The following is a 23,287-nucleotide window of genomic DNA, read 5'->3' on the forward strand; positions in this document are numbered from 1 at the left end:
AATTTCCTCACAAAAGGGCACACTTAAAATACCTCTTCCCCCGCCATGACAATGATCTATTTTTTCTCTTGGCGCGCCTGTGAGGCAAGACGGACAAATGCATTCACTTCACCATATCGACTGTAATCACCGACTCGTTGTACCACCTCAAAAAAGACGCCATGCATTTCTTCCGTATAGAAATGGAAGAATTCACCTTCATCGTTTTGGTCATACATGATGTTGTGCGACTGCAATTTTCTGATCACCTCTGAAGACAAACTAAAGCGCGCTTCAATGTCTCGATAATAGTTTTGTGGAATCGGCAATTGCTTTTCACTGTCAATATTTTTCGCCGCGGCAAAAATATTATCACAAGCAAACGCAATCTGGTGAACCCCAGAACCCTTCGACTTTTGTATAAAACGTTGAGCAGATGCACTGCGTGCATTGGTCATATTCAAAGGGATACGCACGCGCTTGTCTTTACTTAATGCCGTCCGACTTACCACCAAACCATGGATATCGGGCAAGTCTTGGCTGGCGTCGATGTCAAAACCAAACAAAGATTTATAAAAGAAAGAAGCCGACAGGAAATCCGTGTTGGACACGGTTTGACCAATGTGATCAAAACGGGTCAGACCAACGCCAGTTTCCCCTTGAACACCTTGCACAGGGACAAAATCGACATCAAAAAATCGAGCTGAAGCGTCCGCTGAAACAAGGTAAACAAGGCTATCACCAATACCACGAAGTGCCGGAATATTTAACTCACCTGGGCCTGCTTGATTGTCAAAACGATCAACTTTGTATCGATCTGCCAACAGCAAAGTGGCTTTCACATCCTCAGACGCAAACGCCATAGCGCACACAGACACGCCGTGTTTTTGGAAGTATTCATGAGCCTGGCTTTTTGTTTCACGGTTCAATATCAAATTAATATTGCCCTGGCGCATCAAACTGACATTTTTAGAGCGATGTTTGTGCGTTTCATGGAACCCTAATTGTGCCAACGTATTGATCAAGGTTTCGCCACCTTCACCTTCAATCGCGAACTCCAGAAACTCAACGTCATGGACTTGTGGCGCAACAACCGGTGCGGCTTTTTCTTCACGCTTACTGACAGTTTGGTCATCAAGCCAAATCAATGACCGCATGCCATCAATGGCTTTTTCTAACGGAGAAGACGAACGGAACTCGTCGTTGAAAATCTCATGAGACAAATAGTCATCAAAGCCTTTTTCTTTCAAAACTTGTAAAAAATCGACGACTGGCATGTCACCTTGCCCGGGGAAACAGCGAAAGTGTCGACTGTATTGCAACACGTCCATTTGCAGACTGGGCGCATCGGCCACCTGTACTAACGCAATCTTATTCAAAGGAATGTCATCACGCAAAACATCTAAGGTGTTGCCTCGAGAAAACATGTGGAAGGTGTCTAAGATAATACCCAAATTAGGGTGGTCGACTCGTTTTACCAAGTCCCAAGCATCTTCGTAATCGGCAATATGGTAACCCCATGCCAATGCTTCGTAACCCAGCATGATGCCTTCTTTTTTCGCTATGTCCGCAAGAGCGAACAAATCGGCGGCGCACACATCACGATCCGCAGACGAGTATGGTTGAACATTACTGCAAAACAACAACCGATTCGTACCCAACTCATGCGCCACATCAATCTTGTGTTGAAGCATTTTGGCCTTTTGAGAACGCATAGGTTCAGGCATCCCTTCCATATCACGGAAGGGCTGTAAGGCTATAATCTCGAGTCCCAAGTCTTGCGCCATTCGACGCGCATCTCTTGGAGTACCATCAAACTGGGTTAAGTCGTTTTCAAAGATTTCTACTCCTTGAAAACCGGCTTTTGCCGCCGCTTCAAATTTTTCTCTTAGCGTACCAGATAGGGTAACGGTTGCGAGTGCTGTTTTCATTTTTACGCCTTTGATGTCTGCATTCCATAACGAAAATGATATACGAGGAACAAACCTGCTTTTTGCTCCTATATTTACTATTATTGATGCTAGCACAAGATTTTTGCCTTAAGAGCCACTTCAAGAATGAAATAACGCACTAAAAATATATCGAAAAAGGAATGCATAACCTCTTTTAAAAAGTACGTCATAGGAGTGTAATATAGGAAAATAATTCCCTTATTAGCGTTTGTAACAAACCTGATTCCTTAGTGTTTCTTACTTAGTGGCTGATTACCTAATAGACAATTAGCAGCAACTGAAACCATGCGTGCACGATGGGAGACTTCTTATGTTAGAAAACCGTATTAAATATCGCCACCTTCAATGCTTTTTAGAAGTTACTCGCCAAGGTAGTGTTGTACGTGCCGCCGATGTACTAGCACTAACTCAGCCAGCCGTATCCAAAAAGCTTAAAGAATTAGAAGACATTCTGGGCGTACGATTATTAGAGCGCAGCAAGAAAGGCGTGGAACTCACCCCTTTTGGCAATGTGTTTTTAGAGCACGCCAGTACCAGTGTGGCCGCGTTGCGAGAAGGCACCGAGCGTGTTGCTCAAGCACAGCAAAAAGGCTTCAGTCGAATCAGCATTGGGGTATTACCCACCGTCGCGACCAGTATTTTGCCAGAATCCGTGAAACGTTTTCGCATGGGGGGGGTCGATGTTCGGCTGCATTTGGTCTCTGGTCCTAACGCATTACTAATGAGTCAATTGCGTGTAGGTGAACTCGACTTGGTGGTTGGTCGATTAGGCGTTCCCGAAGCCATGTCAGGACTATCTTTTCAGCACCTATATTCGGAGCAAGTGGCGTTCACCGTTCGACCCAATCACCCTTTATTGGCGAAGGCGAATTTTCAGATCAGTGACATTGCGGATTACACGGTTCTTTATCCACCCAAAGGCTCCATTACTGCACCATACGTGGACCGCTTTTTATTGTCCCAAGGGGTGGGAACCTTGACCGACCGAATCGACACCGTATCCGATTCATTTGGCAAGGAGTTCATACGTAACAACGATGCCGTCTGGATCATTTCTCGTGGTGTTGTCGCACGAGAAATCGCCGATGGTGAATTAGATGAGCTGCCAATTGATACCAAAGAAACTCTAGGTGCCGTTGGACTCACCACTCGGGCCGACTCCATACCCTCGATGGCATTAAAGCTCTTTATTAATGCGATTAGGGATACGGCACAGACTTTGGACAGTTATTATAAACCTGTGGATCATCATAAAGATGACCCTGTTATTTGAGCATTCAGTAAATAACAACCGTGATAGGACGCTCACATGTTGACCATTGTTGCCACCACCACCCCCATATTCATTATGATCTTATTGGGTTATTTTGCCGTTCGGATCAACCTAGTTCCTGGTGAAACGATTGCAGGCATGGCAAAAATCGTCATGTATTTTACGCTTCCCGCCTTGATATTCAGCACTTTGGCGAGAATGGAATTCGATCAAGTCATCATTCCGAGTTACATCGCTACCTACGCCACTGGCTCACTATTAGCGCTGTTTATAGGCATGTTCATTAGCTCAAAAATCATGAAGCGCCCTTTAATCGAAAGTACATTAAAAGGCGCAGGGATGGCCTGTTCCAACTCGGCCTTCTTTGCTTACCCTGTTATGTTACTCGCCTTTAGTGACCCACCAACGGCCGCTTTTGCCATGGCGCTGATCGTAGAAAACCTATTCGTTTTACCGATTATCTTTATTATTCTGGAAATCAGTTCATCCAGCGGGCAGGGCTTAAACCCTCTCAGCATGCTCTATACGGTTGTGAAAAGACTGGTTAAGAATCCGTTGATCTTGGCCGTCACAGGAGGCGTATTAGCATCGACATTTCATTTAAAACTGCCAGATGTAATCGACCGTGTATTAGTGATGCTGTCCGGCGCATCCGCTACGCTTGCACTGATTGTACTTGGAGGGTCTCTCGTAGGAACCAGCCTGACCGGCAATATCAAAGACATTTGTTTTGTCACTACAGGTAAGCTAGTACTGCATCCATTGATGATTGCTGTCGTGGCGTTCTTTATGCCTGAAATGGACCGCAACCTTTTGCTCGGAGGCATCTTGATTGCGGCCGTACCTATGATGAGCATCTACCCTATTATTGGCAGCCAATATGGATTCCGCTCGCTTTGTGCAAGTATTTTATTGGTCACCACATTAGTGTCATTCGTTACACTCGCTGTTATTTTGTCTTTGATGGGATTAAGTTAGCCCCTCAACAATCACCGTCAAGATTACGCTTTCAGTTTATGCACTAAGCCTTGAATGCCTAACACATACCCTTGTACGCCCATACCAACCACAATGCCCACTGCAGAAGAACCCATGGCGAGCATCTCTAAGCCTCGCATCATGAACGCCTGCCCACGAAACGGGCAACGATGTAAGGCCAACGCCTGATAGCAGATATAGCGCTCTATACCGAATAGGTAATGCGTTTAGTTTCAGCGTTTCGCCTGGTGGCCGTTTTCCAGTCACAATATCGGAACGAAGCGATTTGTCAACAGATTGTCCAACCAACTTACCATCATCTGGGTTCATCGAAGAAAAATCTCGGAGTCATGGCGTTTTTATAGTAATACCCAAACTAAAAGACGCCATTAGGCCTTTTCTCACTTATTCTATGGTTTATTCGCCTTCCTACAATCCCTAGATCAATGAACTAACGACATCGTATTTTTCACAAAACTGATCCCAAACTGGCTGTACATCCGTGACGTTCTGACCAGTAAAAATTTCAAAAGCATCAATACCTTGATAAAAAAACAAATCAAAACCGGATACAATGTGCAGGCCCTTGTTTTTAGCCTCTATTAAAAATTCAGTATCCATTGGAGTATAAACCGCATCAAAGGCCCATTTTTGCCTTTGAATGAGCTTTGCAGCCAAAGGCATACCTGGGCTTTTCAAGTGACCAACTGGTGTGCAATTAACCAAACCATCCGCTTCTTCTGCGGCGGCCGCTATGTCTTCTTTCGCAACAACGCGTGCTTTATAACCCGCTTTATTAATAGCATCAACTAAAGATTGTGCGATGTGTTCGCTTAAATCGGTGACCAACACTTCTGTCGCCCCCACTTCAAACAAAGCAAAACCAATCGCGCGCCCTACTCCACCAGCGCCAATTATCAATACTTTACCTGCTGGCACATTTCCAGCGCGGGCATGTCCCATTCGGCTTTTATAGCCACGAATAAAGCCGGTGTAATCTGTATTAAAAGCACACACTTTTCCGTCTTTTAGTAATAAGGTATTACTCGCGCCAACCTTTTTAACCGCGTCGTTTACTTCATCCGCACTATCGATAGCCATTTGCTTATAAGGGAAGGTTACATTAACGCCAACGAAACCCAAGGCGCGAATTTCAGCAAGCTTGGCCTTAAAAGACTCGGCCGTATCGTCTTCTGGCACTTGCAACTGATAATCCACCGATAACTGATTTAACTCTCCTAACATGGCATGTAAAGAAGGAGAGCGGGAAGACGCAATAGCCTGACCAATAAGACCTAGATTTAACATTGTAATTGCCTCCAATGTATTCCAAAAAAGAATGTCATAACAAAAATAATTGAGTGATAAAGAAAAAAACGCGGCCTTTATCAGGAATAGAGAAAGCGTATACCAAAACGCGTGTTTTGTAGTATGACAATTTGACATGTATTTTGACTGGAAAAATCATATCAGTATGACAACTCGATAAAGCCCAGCGCTAAATGGCATCGCTCATGGCGAACAAGTGTAAACCTTGAACATCGACACCCTGTTGGAACCGTGCCTGTCTTTACTTTTTCTAAATGTCCAGAGTAATTGAAATTGTGCACAGGGCTCTGTGGTTGGTTTTTTTAGGTTCCAAGAAAGGGTTTCTGATTCTAAAGAAGCCTGTAGGGGGGAGTCCCGACCTAACATTTCATGCTCTAACATCAGGTTATTCTTCATCAAAAGAACCTGATAAGAGACACAAAGCCTTTGTTTCGTCGGCGCTGACGACGACAGTGACGCAAGCCGAAAAGGCGAAGGCTTTTTACTTTATATACGGCTTAATAGAGTTGTCGGGGTGAATTCCGATCTCTTTTAACGCCCCTATACGTCAAATGACGTATACCTCTGCGTCAATCAGCGAATACCTTAATACTTCATTTTTCTCAATACTGAACGGGCTTACTTATATAGAGGCGCCGCTGTTTGATTGAGTTCATTCATGATGAGTCAGTGCCGCTTATTCAGTCCATTTTTCTTAATTAAAAGGTACAACACGATGAAAATGAAAACGCTTGTTGCTTCAATTGCTTTAGCGGGTGCGACTTTGGTTACCTTTAATGTTAACGCAGCCGATACCATTAAGGTGGGTGTCCTGCATTCTCTTTCTGGCACCATGGCGATCAGTGAGACCACACTGAAAGACACCGTATTAATGATGGTGGCCGAGCAAAATAAACAAGGTGGTTTGCTTGGCAAGGATTTAGAAGCGGTTGTGGTTGACCCGGCATCAAACTGGCCTTTATTTGCGGAGAAAGGGCGTGAACTTCTGACACAAGATAAAGTGGACGTCATTTTTGGTAGCTGGACGTCGGTTTCTCGTAAATCCGTTTTACCTGTACTAGAAGAGCTAAACGGGTTGATGTTTTACCCAGTACAGTATGAAGGCGAAGAGTCTTCGAAAAACGTGTTCTACACAGGTGCGGCGCCAAACCAACAGGCGATCCCTGCGGTAAATTATCTAAAAGACGATCTTGAAGTAGAGCGTTGGGTGCTAGCGGGAACCGATTACGTTTACCCACGTACCACCAATAAAATTCTAGAAGCCTATTTGAAAGCCAATGGTGTCGCAGACGAAGACATCATGATCAACTACACACCTTTCGGTCATTCTGATTGGCAGTCCATTGTCTCGGACATCAAAAAATTCGGCAGCGAAGGTAAGAAAACCGCGGTGGTTTCCACTATAAACGGCGACGCTAACGTGCCTTTCTATAAAGAGTTAGGTAACCAAGGCATTTCTGCAGAAGACATTCCAGTAGTCGCTTTCTCTGTCGGTGAAGAAGAGTTATCCGGATTGGATACCGGTCCACTTGTGGGTCATTTAGCCGCTTGGAACTACTTCCAAAGCGTTGAAAGTGATGCGAACTCAGAGTTTATTACCCAATGGAAAGCCTTCACTAAAAACCCAGACCGCGTCACAAATGACCCAATGGAAGCGACCTATATCGGTTTCAAAATGTGGGTGAATGCGGTTAAACAAGCAGGCACAACGGATGTCGATGCGGTTGAGCAAGCGATGATAGGTCAAGAAACAAGCAACCTAACAGGCGGCATGGCCGTAATGAACAAAAACCACCATTTAAGCAAACCTGTATTGATCGGTGAAATCCAAGACGACGGTCAATTTGAAGTGGTTTGGGAAACCGATGGCGTGGTTCCAGGTGATGCTTGGTCAGACTTTTTACCAGGTTCAATGGACTTAATCTCGGATTGGACGGCACCGATCAAATGCGGTAACTACAATACCAAAACAAAAGCCTGTTCTGGTCAGAACTACTAAGGCCTGAACGACTCAGGTAGATCTTTCCAAAATCTGAACGATTAGGAAACCCTCCTATCCTCCCAGATAGTTACGGCGGCTCGATTGATGAGCCGCGTTTTTTCTCCTTTGTTTTACCAGTTTTAGCCTATGTATTGTTTAACTTATGTTCGATTCCACAACGATACAAAGCGTTAAGAGGAGTATTTTCTTGAAAAATCTTATTCTCTTTTGCTGTTGTTTGTTTTCTTTATTAAGCCTGTCAAGCCACGCCAAAAGCACACAATTACCCCCATCTGACGCCATAGCAGTACGTGATGGATTACTGATGGATCTCACCAAAGCCAGTCTAAAAAAGTCGATGCCGATATTGGAAAAAATTGAACAGATCAGTGACGAAGAAATGTTACCGGTTTTTACGACGCTATTAGAAGGCGATTTATACTACGTTAAAAGTGATCGATCTCTGGTACAAAAGCGTTCCATTGATGGTAAAACATCATTTGCGCCTTTCCCTTTTCTAAATCGATCAGAAAATCAGCAAACGTCTGAATTAACGTCGAAAAAGGTAAAGAAAATCAAAGTAAACAATGCTCTGCGAAAATATTTACGCGGAGCCATTGCTCGCATCCAATTGTCATCAAAAGACAGTAGCAAACGCCAATCGTCTGTCCGTTCACTCTTAAGTTCATTAGATGAGAGCACAGTCAATCGTATTCATCAGCTCAGGGAAATAGAAACCGATGCCGGTGTAAAAGACATGATGGATCTCGCACTGGATGTATACAGCGCCGAAAACGCGTCTGAAGTGGAACAGGTCGCTGCAATTCGTCGATTAGCAAACAGCTTAGAGAACGACGTACGTAATCTACTGACGCAATTGACAAAAGACGACCAAGCACCCGCGGTAAAAAGTGCGGCACTGACGGCGCTAAAATCCATTGATCAACAAGTGAATCGCTATGCGTTAGTGGATCAATTGTTTTTTGGATTAAGTTTGGGGTCGGTTCTTTTACTCGCTTCTATTGGTTTAGCGATTACCTTTGGTGTCATGGGTGTCATTAATATGGCGCACGGCGAGATGATTATGCTCGGTGCTTACACAACTTACGTTGTCCAGTTATTGATGCCAAACCACATTGATTATTCAATTTGGGTGGCGATTCCCGCCGCCTTCTTAGTATCAGGTCTAATGGGCGTCATCATTGAGCGTGGAGTGATTCGTCACTTACACGGCCGCCCTTTAGAAACGTTACTTGCGACGTTCGGGATCAGCTTAATTCTACAACAACTTGTGCGCAGTATTTTCTCTCCATTGAACCGTCAAGTATCCACACCGAGTTGGATGAGTGGCTCAGTAGAAATTAATCCCGTACTGTCTTTGACCTTAAATCGTCTTTATATTCTGGCGTTTGCCCTCTTGGTGTTTTTTGCCTTGCTGTTTATCTTAAAGAAAACCTCTTTAGGTTTGAACGTGCGAGCTGTTTCGCAAAACCGCAATATGGCCCGCGCTATGGGTGTAAAAACCGCTTGGGTAGATGCCATGACCTTTGGTTTAGGCTCCGGTATCGCAGGAATTGCCGGCGTGGCATTAAGTCAGCTCACCAATGTAGGGCCAAACTTGGGTCAAGCGTACATCATCGACTCCTTTATGGTGGTGGTATTTGGGGGTGTCGGTAACCTTTTTGGTACCTTGGTAGCGGCGTTCTCACTCGGCATTGCAACTAAGTTTTTAGAGCCCGTTACAGGGGCCGTGTTGGCGGCCATCGCCGTCTTAGTCTTTATTATCCTCTTTATCCAGAAACGTCCCAAAGGGCTCTTTCCACAAAAAGGGAGGGCAGCAGAATGAATAACCCTATGTCATTTAATTCAGCTCCATCTAGTTCCGCATCGCCTGACTCATTAAACCAAGGGTTGGCAAAAGAAGCGAGTTCAAGCCGTGCCTTTGGCAAACACACGGCGCCTTTTGTTATTTTGCTTTTGGTGATAACTCTATTGGCTTCAGCGGCTAATTTACTTCTACCTGAAAGCTCTTCCCTGTATGTAAGTACGTACAGCATTACTTTATTAGGCAAGTATTTATGCTACGCCATGCTGGCCTTAGCGGTCGATATTATTTGGGGGTACTGTGGTATTTTGAGCTTGGGACATGGCGCATTTTTTGCTCTTGGCGGTTATGCCATGGGCATGTATTTAATGCGTCAAATTGGTGATCGTGGTGTTTACGGTAATCCTCTTCTGCCAGATTTTATGGTCTTTCTTGATTGGAAAGAACTGCCGTGGTTCTGGCTCGGTATGGATCAATTTTGGTTTGCCATGATTATGGCGGTCTTTGTTCCCGGCGTCTTGGCGTTTGTATTTGGCTGGTTGGCCTTTCGTTCTCGTGTCACTGGAGTGTACTTATCCATTATGACTCAGGCCTTAACCTATGCCCTATTGCTCTCCTTCTTCCGCAATGAGATGGGCTTTGGGGGAAACAATGGCTTAACCGATTTTAAAGAGATTCTTGGCTTTGATCTGCAATCGGATGCCACCCGTGTCAGTCTGTTTGTGATTACCGCGATTACGCTAAGTCTGGTGTTCGTATCCAGCCATTTCATTCTTAAGTCTCGTTTGGGCAAAGTAGTATTAGCCGTAAGAGATGGAGAATCCAGGGCGCGTTTTCTGGGCTACCGCACTCAAAATTACAAAGTATGGTTGTTTGTCTATTCCGCCGTCATCGCTGGTATTGCTGGTGCTTTATACGTACCGCAAGTCGGCATCATCAATCCGGGAGAATTCTCTCCAATCAACTCAATTGAGATTGTTATTTGGGTCGCCGTTGGTGGTCGTGGCACCTTAATAGGGGCCATTATCGGCGCGCTTTTAGTGAATTACGCCAAAACCCGTTTTACGGCCATCATGCCAGAAGCATGGTTGTTTGCTTTAGGGGCCATGTTTGTCTTAGTCACCTTGTATTTACCGAAAGGCTTGATGGGATTGTACGATCAACTTAAAGCAAAGTATCGATCATCTACTCAACCACCAGCCAGTAGCCCTGACGACCGCTCGATACACAAGGAGTCAAATCAATGAGCCTTTTAGAATCCACTCGCAATACGTTACGTCGTGATCAAGTGTGGTCTTTTTTAACGCCACCAGAAAAGCAAGTCAACGTTGATAAAGACATGATCCTGTATGTAGAAGATTTAAGCGTGAGCTTTGATGGTTTCAAAGCCCTAAATAACTTAAACCTCTACATTAATGACGGCGAACTAAGGTGTTTGATTGGTGCCAATGGTGCAGGAAAAACCACCTTAATGGACGTGATTACAGGTAAAACAGCGTGTGATACAGGGTCTGTTTTCTTTGGGCAGAACATCGACCTATTAACCAAAGACGAAGCCGAAATTGCCCAATTAGGGATAGGTCGAAAGTTCCAAAAACCCACCGTATTTGAAAAACAAACGGTCTTCAGTAATTTAGAGTTATCGTTAAAGTCCGACAAAGGTGTCCTACCGACTCTTTGGGCGACACTCACCCCAACGCAGTTGGATAGAATTGACGAAGTACTCACTACCATAGGCTTAAAAAAACAGTGCTTTATGTTAGCCGGTGCTTTATCTCACGGTCAGAAGCAATGGTTAGAAATCGGCATGTTACTGGCCGCTGAACCAAGACTCTTGCTGATTGATGAGCCAGTGGCTGGCATGACAGCCCAAGAAACGGAGCGTACCGCCGAACTTCTGACGTCTTTAGCCGGCGATCACACTGTGATAGTAGTGGAACACGATATGGAATTTGTTCGCAGCCTCGCACGCACCGTTACAGTGCTTCATCAAGGATCTGTGCTCGCTGAAGGAACAATGGATCAAATTCAAAACCACCCTGACGTTATTGACGTGTATCTTGGAGAGGACGCTAGCCTCACCTCATCCACTAAAACGGGAGAATCTTATTTATGATTTCACTTAATAAAGTTAACCAATTATACGGTGGAACACAGATATTATGGGACTTAGATTTGCAAATTGAGCCCGGTTCCATCACCTGTATTATGGGACGAAATGGCGTAGGTAAAACCACTTTATTAAAATGCTTAATGGGATTGCTACCCATAAAAAGTGGAGAAATTCTTTTTAATAACAGCAAGTTACATAAAAAAAGTGCCGAGTCGCGTGCTTACTCAGGTTTAGGCTACGTTCCCCAAGGTCGAGACATCTTCCCTTTACTCACAGTAGAAGAAAACCTACGTATTGGACTGCCAGTTCGAAAAGACGGAGCAAAACAGATTCCTGAAAAAATATTCGCGCTTTTTCCTGTGTTGGAAGAGATGTTGCATAGAAGAGGAGGAGACCTATCTGGAGGTCAGCAACAGCAGTTAGCCATTGGTCGAGCGTTGGTACTAGAACCGAGCGTTTTAATACTGGACGAACCAAATGAAGGCATACAACCCAATATAGTAAAACAAATTGGCGATGTCATTTTAAAGCTGAATCAAGAAGAAGGCTTAACCGTCATCCTAGTAGAGCAAAAACTGGGGTTTGCCCGTCGAGTCGGTCAATCTTTTCGATTAATGGAGAAAGGCCGTGTTGTTGCCGCCGACCAGATGGAGAACCTAACCGATGATTTAATTCGTCATTATCTGGCCGTCTAACTGGATGCTAACTTACCCAAAAATAGCCCAGAACGTAGCACTGGAATAATGACCGCGAGTGTCTGTTTTTGATCAACAGATACCTCGCAAAAAATGCGTTTAAAAGGTATCCATGAATAATAAAAACAGCCTTGCTTATACTGAAGAGCAAACCAATAACCAAAACCCGACAACGCATGCGCCTGCACACTGGCATGCGTTTTTAACCATGGGGTTTGCACAGACTCGCCGAGGCGTCGCGCTCAAAACCTGTGAACATAAAGGCCCTCTTTATGTGCAAAAACCTTTTTACCCTGAAGGCCAAGACAGAGCGCATATTTACCTTCTTCACCCCCCCGGTGGCTTGGTTTCGGGCGACAGGTTAACCATTACCAGTAATCAACAAGACGACACGAACGTGCTGATCACCACCCCTGGTGCGGGACGAGTCTACAAAGCAAGAGCCGATAAAAGCTTGCAACATCAAGTAGTGCAACTCAACATAGGTGAACACAGCCAGTTAGAATGGCTACCACAAGAAACCTTACTCTACCCCGAAGCACAAACGAAACTAGACACTCATATTAATCTGGCCGAAGGCGCTAAATTCATTGGTTGGGAAGTCACCTGTTTTGGATTGACGGCCAGCGAACAGCCCTTTGAGCAAGGTCAAGTCAGCCAATGCATCCAAATCAAACGCCATCAACGCTTAGTACTAAAAGAACGCTTATTCATTAACGACACCAACCGCCACTTGCTAACGTCTGCCTCAGGGTTAAGGCAACACACTGTCAATGGCTTTATGGTTGCCGGTCCTTTCGCCGATGAGAATGAAGAGAAAAAAGGTGTCGATAAGGAACCTACAGCGTTAATTGAATTACTCAGGCAAGCCTCCAATAAGTACGATCAACAAGGCGTGACTGGTATTAGTTTTGTCAGTGGCTTTATCGTCATTCGTTTATTAGGGCCAGATTCGGAGCAAGCAAAACGTGCTTTTACCCAATATTGGACATTAATTCGCCCAGCGTTATTGGGCATTCCTGTTTGTCAGCCCCGAATTTGGGCCACCTAAGCGATAAGAATTAACCCCATACTAGAGACATGAACACATTGTTTGCACCTTATTGAAACAATGCTATCTAACCGATTAGAGGACGATTTAATGGAACTATTACCAAGAGAAAAAGACAAACTGTTGGTCTTTACTGCCGCCCTACTTGCGGAGCGTCGTTTAAACCGTGGCTTAAAACTCAATTACCCAGAAGCCATGGCTTACATCACCATGGAGATTATAGAAGGGGCTCGTGATGGTAAAACTGTCGCCGAATTAATGAGTTATGGAAAAACGCTTTTAACAGAAGAGCAGGTAATGGACGGCGTCGTTGAATTGATCCACGAAGTACAGGTAGAAGCCACCTTTCCTGACGGTACAAAACTGGTCACTGTCCATAACCCAATCAATTAACCCTTAAGGAGTAACCCTATGTCTTCCTCTATTTCAGTAAAAAAAGGTGACGGTATGGTTCCTGGGGAAATTCAGGTAGCCGATGGCGACATTCATCTAAACTCAGGGCGTCCAACAGTCCGAGTACGAGTAGAAAACACCGGGGACCGGCCTGTTCAGATCGGTTCTCACTATCATTTTTATGAGGTCAACCCAGCACTGTCTTTTGACCGTGACATCACCAAAGGCTTTCGCTTAAATATTGCTTCAGGAACGGCCGTGCGCTTTGAACCAGGTCAAGGTCGTGAAGTCGAGCTGGTCGCTTATGCAGGAAAAAGAGAGATCTACGGTTTTCGCGGTGAGGTAATGGGACCTCTTGAGGAGAGCGCAACGCAAGAAAGCACGAGCCCCGACACGCCAACCAGCCAGGTAAAAATGGATAGACTCAGTTATGCACAGATGTTTGGTCCAACCGTTGGCGACAAAGTGCGCTTGGGAAACACAGATTTGTGGATTCAAGTTGAAAACGATTTCACCCAATACGGCGACGAAGTGAAATTTGGTGGTGGCAAAGTCATCCGTGACGGAATGGGACAAAGCCAACTGGACAACCACACTTCGGTGGATTTAGTCATTACCAATGCGTTAATCCTAGATCACTGGGGCATTGTTAAAGCCGATGTCGGCGTCAAAGCAGGCCGTATTTTTAAAATAGGCAAAGCCGGTAACCCAGACATTCAAGACAGTATCGACATTGTAATCGGTCCCGGCACGGAAGTGATCGCTGGAGAAGGTTCAATTCTGACCGCTGGCGGCATTGATGCACACATTCATTTTATTTGCCCACAGCAAATTGAAGAAGCTCTAACGTCTGGAGTGACCACTATGATCGGCGGAGGCACAGGCCCAGCCACCGGTACCAATGCCACCACTTGCACTCCCGGGCCTTGGTACATGGGTAAGATGATGCAAGCCACGGATGCCATGCCGATGAACTTAGGTTTTCTGGGTAAAGGGAACGCCAGTCAACCGGCTTCTTTAATAGAGCAATTGGAAGCGGGTGCGTGCGGTTTGAAGCTGCACGAAGATTGGGGTACAACACCAGCTTCAATCGATACTTGCCTCAGTGTCGCGGAGAAATACGACGTTCAAGTCGCAATTCATACGGATACCTTAAATGAATCAGGCTTTGTGGACGACACCATAGGCGCATTCAAAAACCGCACCATTCATACTTATCACACAGAAGGCGCAGGAGGGGGGCATGCACCGGATATCATACGAGCTTGTGGTTTCCCTAATATCCTACCGTCATCGACCAACCCCACTCGTCCATACACCCACAATACGGTGGATGAACATTTAGATATGTTGATGGTTTGTCACCATTTAGACAGCAACATTCCAGAAGACGTGGCGTTTGCAGACTCACGTATTCGCAAAGAAACCATTGCAGCAGAAGACATTTTCCATGACCGTGGTGCGTTCAGTATGATTTCATCCGATTCGCAAGCCATGGGACGCGTGGGTGAAGTGGTGACTCGCACATGGCAAACGGCCCATAAGATGAAGCAACAATTTGGCCTACTAGCAGAAGACCAAGAGCGCGGTGCTGATAATTTTCGTGCCCGCCGCTACATGGCTAAATACACCATCAATCCAGCCATCGCTCATGGTATTTCCCATGAAGTTGGTTCGATCGAAGCAGGAAAACTAGCCGATTTGGTTCTCTGGAAACCGGCCTTTTTTGGCGTAAAACCGTCTCTTATTATTAAGGGTGGCATGATTGCTAATGCCCCAATGGGCGACCCAAATGCTTCCATTCCAACACCCCAACCCGTGCATTATCGCCCCATGTTTGGTTCCTTTGGTAAGGCATCGGCAAAAACCTCTGTGACCTTTGTGTCGCAAGCGGCATTGGATAACAAGGTTGGCGAAGCATTGGGATTAGATCGAACCTTGGTGGCGTGTAAGAATACCCGCAACATAGGTAAGGCCGATATGATTTTAAACGATTGGCAGCCGGACATTACCGTTGACCCGCAAACTTACGAGGTCAGAGCCGATGGTGAATTGCTCACGTGCGAACCCGCAGAAGTGCTTCCATTAGCGCAGCTCTACTGCTTATTTTAACCCGTGACTTTCTAACAACTGAAAACGAATTTGGACACCCATATGATTGATATATACGAACGTTTAGGTACTCACTGCCATGAAACTGTCTACACCAGCGTCACCCTTACCCATGAGCAACGAGACCGTGGACGCTTAAAATTAACTGGCGCCAACGGTGAAGAAGTTAGAGTATTCCTTGAGCGCGGCAAACCACTTCTTGTTGGCGAATACTTACTATCAAACTGCGGAAAGTATATTAAGATTGAAGGCGCTGTTGAAGAGGTTGTACAAGCTAGCTGTGAGGACTGGGTCACTTTTTCTAAAGCCTGCTACCACCTGGGCAATAGACATGTAAAGATTTCAGTTGGTGAACGTTCACTAACAATTACTCCCGATCACGTTCTAGAAGAAATGCTGGTCTTATTAGGGTTAACGGTTAGCCATGTAAAAGCCGTTTTTATTCCTGAATCTGGAGCCTATAGCCATGGCCACAACCATCATTAACGCTATGACAACAGAAAACGATTTCAGTTTATTGCGTCTGATGCAATTAAGTAGTGTTAGCTTGCCTGTGGGTGGCTTTTCCTTTTCCCAAGGTTTGGAGTACGCCATTGATACTGGCTGGATTAAAAACGCCGTTCAAGTCGCCAATTGGGTTGAAACACAAATGACGGAGTCGCTTGCTCATCTCGACCTGCCTGTTTTGAAATTGGCGATGACGGCCTTGTCTCAAGCAGACCAGGTTGCCATGCCATTATCACAGTGCAATGATTTGATTTTGGCTTGCCGTGAAACCAAAGAGCTCAAGTTGACCGACACCGCCATGGGTGAAGCCCTCTCTAGACTGTTACGCAGCTTGGCGATCCCTTTGCCTTTTGCTAAAAATGAAGACGTTAGTTTCGTTATTGTCTTTGCCGTGGCGGCGCATTACTGGCGTATTCCCTTTCATAAAACGGCCCTAGGTTTTAGTTGGTCTTGGCTCGAAAACCAAATTGCGGCGGCCACTAAGTTAGTTCCGCTAGGACAAACACAAGCCCAACAGTTACTCGGCCAGTTGCAAACCTCAATCCCCATGGCCATTAACGTCGCAGAAACGGTGTCAACAGAAAACATAGGCGCAGGGCTTCCGGCGGTAGCCATTGCCAGTGCGCGTCATGAAACGCAATATTCACGACTGTTTCGCTCTTAATCCTAAGCCAAATAAACAGTCTCTTTATGGTTCATTATTTACACGCTTTTATACAGGAAACCTATTATGAAAAAACAAACTTTACGCATCGGTGTTGGCGGCCCAGTTGGATCAGGTAAAACCGCTCTACTGCGCTCTTTGTGTGCGGCCATGCGCCACCACTATGATATTGCCGTAGTAACAAACGACATTTACACTCAAGAAGATGCAAAATTCCTAACCCAGCACCAAGCCTTAGATGAAGACCGCATTCTTGGCGTTGAAACTGGGGGTTGCCCTCATACTGCCATACGTGAAGACGCGTCAATGAATTTAGCGGCTATCGATCAACTGATTGAGCGTCACGGTGAATTGGATGTGGTCTTTGTCGAAAGTGGTGGCGACAACCTAAGCGCAACCTTTAGCCCTGAGCTATCCGATTTTACCATTTATGTGATCGATGTTTCCGCTGGCGATAAAATCCCTCGTAAGGGTGGACCGGGTATCACTAAATCAGATCTATTGATTATTAATAAGACCGATTTGGCCCCTTTGGTGGGCGCCTCCTTAGATGTCATGGATAGAGATGCGAAGATGATGCGTGGGGACCGTCCTTTTATTTTCTCTAACTTGAAAAAAGCACAAGGCTTAGATGAAATCATTCAACTTATCATCAAAGAGGGTATGCTAGAATCGAAAAACATTCCGCCAGCTCTAGCGGTGGTTTAAGGCATTAATTTACTGTATTAGCTCAATATTATTAGAGCTAAACTTCACTCATTTTTACTTTTTGTTGATAAATAACATGGAGAATCCTATGACACACCAAAACTCACTCCGCGCTTTACTCATAGCAGGAGCATTGATGTCAGCGCCTGTGGCGCTTGCTCACCCAGGTCACACTGAAAGCGGCCTTTTGTCTGGGTTTGCTCATCCTTTTATGGGATTAGATCACTTAATTGTGATGTTGGCGGTTGGTTTGTGGGCCGCTCGTTTAGGTAGCAAAGCTGTGTTTACGGTACCCGCCGCGTTTGTTGGCACTATGATTTTAGGCTGTCTTTTAGTGGTAGCCGGCTTGGGCGTTCCGTTTGTTGAGCAAGGTATTGTGCTTTCGGTGATTTTCTTAGGCCTTGTATTAGCGGCCGCATCCAGGTTTTCTACGCCGATTTGCAGCGCATTGGTAGCCGCGTTTGCCTTCTTCCATGGTGCCGCTCATGGGGTTGAAATGCCAATGGACGTTCATGGATCCATGTATGTTGCTGGCTTCGCCGCCGCATCGATTGTCTTACATTTTGTTGGCATCGTCTTAAGTAAAGCACTCAGTATTATCGTTTCTCCTACACATAACCAATGGGTTACTCGCATTGCTGGTGGTGTTATTGCCGTCACGGGATTAAGCATGGCGATTGCGTAACCCCGCTTTTATACGAAATAAGAACGCCATCTAATAACGCCCATGACGTTGTGTTCATTCCAACGTAACATCATGGGCTTTTTAGTCTCTATAATGTTTATAATGCCAGTGATCGTCCGAACAAGATCATGGGGTAGTTAAAGAAGGCGTGAATACGCCCTCTTGCTTAAGACTGAACCTTCATCAAATTGACTCAAGAGGAGGCTAAATGAAAGGTCCCAATCCAAATAACAAAGAACCAATGGCGGGATTTCCACAAGTCGGTTATCTGAAAAATTTTATTAACCGAGATAACATTATCGTCGGCGACTATACGTATTACGACGATCCAAAAGGGCCAGAACGCTTCGAAAGCAACGTGCTTTATCATTTTGATTTCATTGGCGATAAACTCATTATCGGCAAATTCTGCGCTATTGCGAAAGACGTCACATTCATCATGAATGGTGCGAACCATGCCAACGCCGGTTTTTCAACGTATCCGTTTTACATCTTTGGCCATGGTTGGGAAAAAGCCGCACCTAAAGCGGGTGACTTTCCCTACAAGGGCGATACGAATATAGGGAACGATGTGTGGATTGGCTACGACGCCACCATCATGCCCGGCGTACAAATCGGCAACGGTGCCATCATCGCCAGTAAATCTGTGGTGACATCCGATGTGCCAGCTTACAGCGTGGTCGGTGGCAATCCTGCCAAGCTCATCAAATACCGATTTGACGAACAAACCATTCAAGCGTTACAAGACATTGCATGGTGGAACTGGCGTGCCGAGAAAATCACTCAACACTTAGACGCCATTGTTGGTGCTGATTTGAGCCGATTACAATTAATAAATGAAGAATCCTGAATAAAATTCACGCAAAAAAAATGCGCCATATTAGGCGCATTTTCCTAACTTATTGTGTCATTACGACACCTTCATAAACGGATAATCTGTATACCCTTTTTCACCTTGAGTATAAAAGGTGGATTGGTCTGGCTGGTTTAATGCGACTCCCTGCTTCACTCTCTCAACAAAATCAGGGTTAGCTAAAATTCCTGTGCCAAACGCCACACTGTCAGCTTGATTGCCATCAATCACTTGGCTCGCTTCTTCAGGGCTGTACCCCATATTCACCATGAGATGACCTTTGTAAGCCGTTCGAGCGACACTGATCACATCAGCCTGCTGTAGACCAAAGAAGTCCGCACGCATAAGATGCAAATAAGCCAAATTATAAGTACTCAATGTTTCAGACAGGTATCGAATAAGGCCAACTGGATCACTGTCTTTCATGCCATTAAAACTGTTTAAAGGCGAAAGGCGAACACCAACTCGGCCAGAACCCATTACCTCAGTTACGGCTTCAATTACTTCCATCAAGAAGCGGGCTCTATTTTCAAATGATCCGCCATATTCATCGGTACGCTGATTGGCACTATCACGTAAAAATTGGTCGATTAAATACCCGTTGGCCGCATGAATTTCAACCCCATCAAAACCAGCCGCTTTAGCATTAACCGCCGCTTGTCGGAAATCACCAACAATGGCTTTAATTTCATTTACGCTCAGTGAGCGTGGCACTGTGTAAGGTTTTTTGCCTTCGGGTGTATGAGTTTCATCTTCAATGGCGATAGCACTTGGAGCAACGGCGTCTTTTCCATTATTTAACAATGGATGAGCGGCACGACCTGCATGCCAAATTTGCATAAAAATACGACCACCAGCCTTGTGAACGGCCTCAGTCGTTAATTTCCAGCCTGCAACTTGTTCTTGCGAATATACACCGGGGTCGTCACCAAAAGACGAGGTTCCTTCTGTCACCATAGTACACTCAGTAATTAACAAGCCAGTGCTTGCTCGCTGAGCATAGTATTCGGCCATTAATGCATTCGGTTGATGGTTTGGCGCACGAGTCCGCGTTAGAGGAGCCATTACAAAACGGTTGGGCAGCTCGATATCGCCCAATTGGACAGGATTAAACAGTGCATTTTCAGTGGTGCTCATTGGTCACTCCTACAAAATATGAATCTCAAAGATGCGTATTTGATAAGGCTAGGTTTTTTGAATTCAAGCAAGTGCACTTTTATTGCTTTAATTGATCTAAATTGGTCATTTTTTTAATCTATGAAAAGACAAATACCGTGCGTGTATTTTAGCCGGTGGAGAGCCATTGCAGACCTGGTAAGCACGCTCTTTAAGGTTCGCATTTCCTCTAAAGAAGAAAAGGGAAATGCGAACTCGCTAAACCAGTTTCTAAACGCACTCTATGTATCCATAAATTCAGATAATATGTCAGCACTATTATGCTTAACCAGCCGTGTAACCACCATCCACAACCAGTTCCGCGCCTGTCATATAAGACGCCGCATCGCTGGCAAGAAACAATACAGGCCCCGCAATTTCGGCCGGCGTTGCTAATCGTCCCATGGGGATTGCTTGAATAGTGGACTCGACAAACTCGTCCTTTAAATCACCTAATGCTTTTAAAGCGGTAGATACAAGGTTTGTGTCCGTATAGCCTGGATGAATTGAGTTAATGCGTATAGGTAAACCTTGACGAGCACAGTCTATGGCAGCGGCTTTGGTCATTATTCTAACGCCTCCCTTGGTTGCGCAATACGCCGCTAACCTAGGCTCACCAATAATACCGGCAATGGACGAATTATTAATAATAACGCCTCCCTTCTCCTTCATCACACCGATAGCCGCTTGCATACCAAAAAATACGCCATCAAGGTTTAACGCATTCACCGCACGCCACTGCTCAATAGAGGTTTCTTCGATCAAAAGAAATTCCGCACTGCCCGCATTATTAAAAAGCACATCAAGCTGTCCATGACGCTGAACGATGTCTTCCATAACGCTTTTCCATAAAGGTAAATCTGTCACATCTTGATGTTGTATGTCTATTTTCAATCCCTCTTTCAGATGGTGAGAAAAAACCTCATGCAAACCTTCAAGGTTGATATCCGCCGCAACAACAGTCGCGCCTTCAAGAGCGAACTGCTCTGCTACAGCCAACCCAATACCGCTCGCCGCGCCCGTTACCAACACCACTTTCCCTTCAAAACGTTTCATTTTTTTTCCTTGTCATTATTTTTATGAAGAATCAAAAAGGACCCTTTTAAAAGCATCCTTAGGAATCACTCACTTAAAATAGATTGTTTTGAACGAAAATCAATCATAAACACCAAACTAAAGAACAGAGTAGGATTAACTGTAACCAGGTTGTCCCCTTAGAAAGCCTTTTGACACCTTATAGGAATTACACCGAGTGAGTGATCAAGGTAAATTACTTCTACCTTTTAAAATCGGCTTTGACGCTTGCAATAGCAGGCGCTTTTTGTATTAAGGCGTCATTTTTTAACGCCACCACCATAAACTGAGCGAAGTCGATTCGACGCGTTATATTATGAGCAATTCGACTATCACCAACATGTTCCGCCCAAATGGGTAGGCCTTCACTTTCCCCCTCTTCCAAGTCACTGCCGCGAACAACAGTCCAATTTCGATTACTGGCAAAAATCAATTCGGTTGCTCTAACTTGATCTTGTAGATCAGCAAACCGGAGCCAACGAGCCAATTTATCAAAAACATAAAAAACGGTTTTTTGAACCCCAGAATAACGATCTTTACCATCGTATGAGATATGCCATCCGCAAGAAAAAATAATCCTAGCGTCTCTAGGTGCAAAATCCAATACCGCTTGAGCAGTACCACTGGCGTAATTATTACACCCCCAAGGAGCTAAAACGGTGAGTACACCATCCACTTCAGGTAATAACGCTTCTAAAGCGCGTCTATCATTCGTGTAGGCGGCCACAATACGAATTTCATCTTTAAAATGAGACAATTTTTCGATACTTTGTGGGCGACAAACCGCCGTGACTTTATAACCAGATTCCAACAAGTGTAAAATCATATATTGCCCAAGTTTTCCTGAGCCACCAATCACCGCAATATGTTGCTTCCACATGTCCACCCCCTTACACTGTTCTATTTTACATAGCGATATAGTGTAATTAACTTAAATCGAGGGTATAAGCCGCTATAATTAACTAGAGGATATGCAAAAATGTATATCAAGCGAGAATCATGAAAATAGACTGGAATTACGCTCGAGCCTTTTTAACCGCTTCTGAAGAGGGTTCTTTCTCAAAAGCCGCCTTAAAATTGGGCCTTACTCAACCCACATTAAGTCGCCAAATAGCCGCGTTAGAAAAAGACTTAAACTTAACGCTGTTCGAACGGTTAACAACGGGATTGGTACTGACTCCAACAGGCAAAAACTTACTGACCCACGTCAAAGCGATGAATGCATCAGCACAACAATTCTCCTTAGCTGTAACAGGAATGTCAGAGGAACTAGAAGGGATAGTATCCATTTCAGTCTGTGAAACAGACGCGTTATTTCGTATGCCGAACATCATCGAGCATTTACGCTTGCAAGCGCCTCATATCGCTTTGGATGTCATTGTGAGTAATCAAGTTAGCGACATAAAAAAAAGAGAAGCGGATATTGCTATACGAAGCTTCCGTCCTGATGATCCAGATTTAATTGTACGTAAGCTAGGTGATGAACCTATCTGGCTTTATGGTACGCCAAGTTTGGTTGAAAGCTATGGTTCCCCAAGTAACCCAAGCGACGTCTCAGAAATCCATATTTTAGGGTTTGATCGATCGAATAGACTTATAGACCGGCTTACTCAGCAAGGCTGGAACGTAAGCGAACGTCATTTCCCTATTGTCACTTCTTTTCAGGGGTTGCAATGGCAGCTAGCAAAAAAGGGACTCGGGTTGTGTTTATTACCTGAAAAAATAGGAGACGCTGAAACAAGTTTAGTCAGGGCATTTGAACCGTTAGGTCCAATTGTTACCATTCCTCTTTGGATTGTTACACACAGAGAGTTGCACACCAACTTACGAATTCGAAAAGTATTTGACTTACTTGTTGCTGGCTTCAATCTCACCTAACTCACCTTATTTTATGAGGATAAAGTTTTGACCTCACCTATCGAACCTGACTAATTAAGCCAATTAATCAGCGATAAAAAAA

Annotated in this window: 21 protein-coding genes; 16 read left to right on the forward strand and 5 right to left on the reverse strand. The window is 44.9% G+C overall.

What is annotated here, in order from left to right; all coding sequences use genetic code 11:
• Window positions 1–56 precede the first annotated feature (56 nt).
• On the reverse strand, window positions 57–1,910 hold the full coding sequence (locus tag IEZ33_RS16820; protein WP_191601165.1) for a bifunctional sugar phosphate isomerase/epimerase/4-hydroxyphenylpyruvate dioxygenase family protein: 1,854 nt from the start codon (window positions 1,908–1,910) through the stop codon (window positions 57–59).
• 331 nt (window positions 1,911–2,241) lie between these two features.
• Between IEZ33_RS16820 and pcaQ the strand changes: the two genes are divergently transcribed.
• Together pcaQ and IEZ33_RS16830 are read left to right on the forward strand one after the other, a co-directional pair.
• Window positions 2,242–3,204 carry a pca operon transcription factor PcaQ gene (gene pcaQ, locus IEZ33_RS16825; protein ID WP_191601166.1) on the forward strand — a complete coding sequence of 321 codons (963 nt, stop codon included), beginning with the start codon at window positions 2,242–2,244 and terminating at the stop codon, window positions 3,202–3,204.
• 36 nt (window positions 3,205–3,240) lie between these two features.
• Window positions 3,241–4,182, forward strand: coding sequence for an AEC family transporter (locus IEZ33_RS16830; RefSeq protein ID WP_191601167.1), 942 nt, complete (start codon window positions 3,241–3,243; stop codon window positions 4,180–4,182).
• A gap of 438 nt (window positions 4,183–4,620) precedes the next feature.
• Here IEZ33_RS16830 and IEZ33_RS16840 read toward each other — a convergent pair whose 3' ends face one another.
• A complete protein-coding gene (locus tag IEZ33_RS16840; protein WP_191601168.1) occupies window positions 4,621–5,490 on the reverse strand; it encodes a shikimate dehydrogenase family protein in 870 nt (289 codons plus the stop codon).
• 736 nt (window positions 5,491–6,226) lie between these two features.
• Here IEZ33_RS16840 and urtA point away from each other — a divergent pair.
• From urtA to IEZ33_RS16905, 13 genes are all read left to right on the forward strand, one after another.
• Window positions 6,227–7,510, forward strand: coding sequence for an urea ABC transporter substrate-binding protein (gene urtA / locus IEZ33_RS16845; protein WP_191601169.1), 1,284 nt, complete (start codon window positions 6,227–6,229; stop codon window positions 7,508–7,510).
• A gap of 145 nt (window positions 7,511–7,655) precedes the next feature.
• Window positions 7,656–9,338: an urea ABC transporter permease subunit UrtB gene (gene urtB / locus IEZ33_RS16850; RefSeq protein WP_191601170.1), complete on the forward strand. Its 1,683-nt coding sequence runs from the start codon at window positions 7,656–7,658 to the stop codon at window positions 9,336–9,338.
• Entirely contained in the window at window positions 9,335–10,564 is a 1,230-nt protein-coding gene (gene urtC, locus IEZ33_RS16855) for an urea ABC transporter permease subunit UrtC (protein ID WP_240009563.1), read from the forward strand. Before urtB ends, urtC begins: the two co-directional genes overlap by 4 nt.
• Complete coding sequence (gene urtD / locus IEZ33_RS16860; protein WP_191601171.1) at window positions 10,561–11,433, forward strand: urea ABC transporter ATP-binding protein UrtD; 873 nt, start codon at window positions 10,561–10,563, stop codon at window positions 11,431–11,433. The genes urtC and urtD overlap by 4 nt, the downstream gene beginning before the upstream one ends.
• Window positions 11,430–12,125, forward strand: coding sequence for an urea ABC transporter ATP-binding subunit UrtE (gene urtE / locus IEZ33_RS16865; protein ID WP_191601172.1), 696 nt, complete (start codon window positions 11,430–11,432; stop codon window positions 12,123–12,125). The genes urtD and urtE overlap by 4 nt, the downstream gene beginning before the upstream one ends.
• Before the next feature lie 112 nt (window positions 12,126–12,237).
• Window positions 12,238–13,176: an urease accessory protein UreD gene (locus tag IEZ33_RS16870; RefSeq protein ID WP_191601173.1), complete on the forward strand. Its 939-nt coding sequence runs from the start codon at window positions 12,238–12,240 to the stop codon at window positions 13,174–13,176.
• 90 nt (window positions 13,177–13,266) lie between these two features.
• Window positions 13,267–13,569, forward strand: a complete 303-nt coding sequence (locus IEZ33_RS16875; RefSeq protein ID WP_191601174.1) for an urease subunit gamma — start codon at window positions 13,267–13,269, stop codon at window positions 13,567–13,569.
• An 18-nt stretch (window positions 13,570–13,587) separates the two neighbouring features.
• The gene (gene ureC / locus IEZ33_RS16880; protein WP_420844866.1) at window positions 13,588–15,681 is read left to right on the forward strand and encodes an urease subunit alpha; all 2,094 of its coding nucleotides are present in this window, start codon (window positions 13,588–13,590) and stop codon (window positions 15,679–15,681) included.
• A gap of 42 nt (window positions 15,682–15,723) precedes the next feature.
• Window positions 15,724–16,167 carry an urease accessory protein UreE gene (locus IEZ33_RS16885; RefSeq protein ID WP_191601175.1) on the forward strand — a complete coding sequence of 148 codons (444 nt, stop codon included), beginning with the start codon at window positions 15,724–15,726 and terminating at the stop codon, window positions 16,165–16,167.
• Window positions 16,148–16,852 (forward strand): urease accessory protein UreF, encoded by a 705-nt coding sequence (locus IEZ33_RS16890; RefSeq protein ID WP_191601176.1) that lies wholly within the window; start codon window positions 16,148–16,150, stop codon window positions 16,850–16,852. The genes IEZ33_RS16885 and IEZ33_RS16890 overlap by 20 nt, the downstream gene beginning before the upstream one ends.
• 66 nt (window positions 16,853–16,918) lie before the next feature.
• Window positions 16,919–17,560 (forward strand): urease accessory protein UreG, encoded by a 642-nt coding sequence (gene ureG, locus IEZ33_RS16895; protein WP_191601177.1) that lies wholly within the window; start codon window positions 16,919–16,921, stop codon window positions 17,558–17,560.
• An 88-nt stretch (window positions 17,561–17,648) separates the two neighbouring features.
• Entirely contained in the window at window positions 17,649–18,245 is a 597-nt protein-coding gene (locus IEZ33_RS16900; protein WP_191601178.1) for a HupE/UreJ family protein, read from the forward strand.
• A gap of 208 nt (window positions 18,246–18,453) precedes the next feature.
• Window positions 18,454–19,095: a Vat family streptogramin A O-acetyltransferase gene (locus IEZ33_RS16905; RefSeq protein ID WP_191601179.1), complete on the forward strand. Its 642-nt coding sequence runs from the start codon at window positions 18,454–18,456 to the stop codon at window positions 19,093–19,095.
• Between the two features lie 60 nt (window positions 19,096–19,155).
• Here IEZ33_RS16905 and IEZ33_RS16910 read toward each other — a convergent pair whose 3' ends face one another.
• The 3 genes from IEZ33_RS16910 to IEZ33_RS16920 all read right to left on the reverse strand — a co-directional run bounded on the left by IEZ33_RS16910 (window position 19,156) and on the right by IEZ33_RS16920 (window position 22,207).
• Window positions 19,156–20,235: an alkene reductase gene (locus IEZ33_RS16910; protein WP_191601180.1), complete on the reverse strand. Its 1,080-nt coding sequence runs from the start codon at window positions 20,233–20,235 to the stop codon at window positions 19,156–19,158.
• A gap of 303 nt (window positions 20,236–20,538) precedes the next feature.
• Complete coding sequence (locus IEZ33_RS16915; protein ID WP_191601181.1) at window positions 20,539–21,309, reverse strand: SDR family NAD(P)-dependent oxidoreductase; 771 nt, start codon at window positions 21,307–21,309, stop codon at window positions 20,539–20,541.
• A gap of 220 nt (window positions 21,310–21,529) precedes the next feature.
• Entirely contained in the window at window positions 21,530–22,207 is a 678-nt protein-coding gene (locus IEZ33_RS16920) for an NAD(P)-dependent oxidoreductase (protein ID WP_191601182.1), read from the reverse strand.
• A 119-nt stretch (window positions 22,208–22,326) separates the two neighbouring features.
• Here IEZ33_RS16920 and IEZ33_RS16925 point away from each other — a divergent pair, with 119 nt between their 5' ends.
• On the forward strand, window positions 22,327–23,205 hold the full coding sequence (locus IEZ33_RS16925; protein ID WP_191601183.1) for a LysR family transcriptional regulator: 879 nt from the start codon (window positions 22,327–22,329) through the stop codon (window positions 23,203–23,205).
• Window positions 23,206–23,287: the final 82 nt, after the last annotated feature.

Source organism: Marinomonas algicola, assembly GCF_014805825.1.
Classification (GTDB): Bacteria; Pseudomonadota; Gammaproteobacteria; order Pseudomonadales; family Marinomonadaceae; genus Marinomonas; species Marinomonas algicola.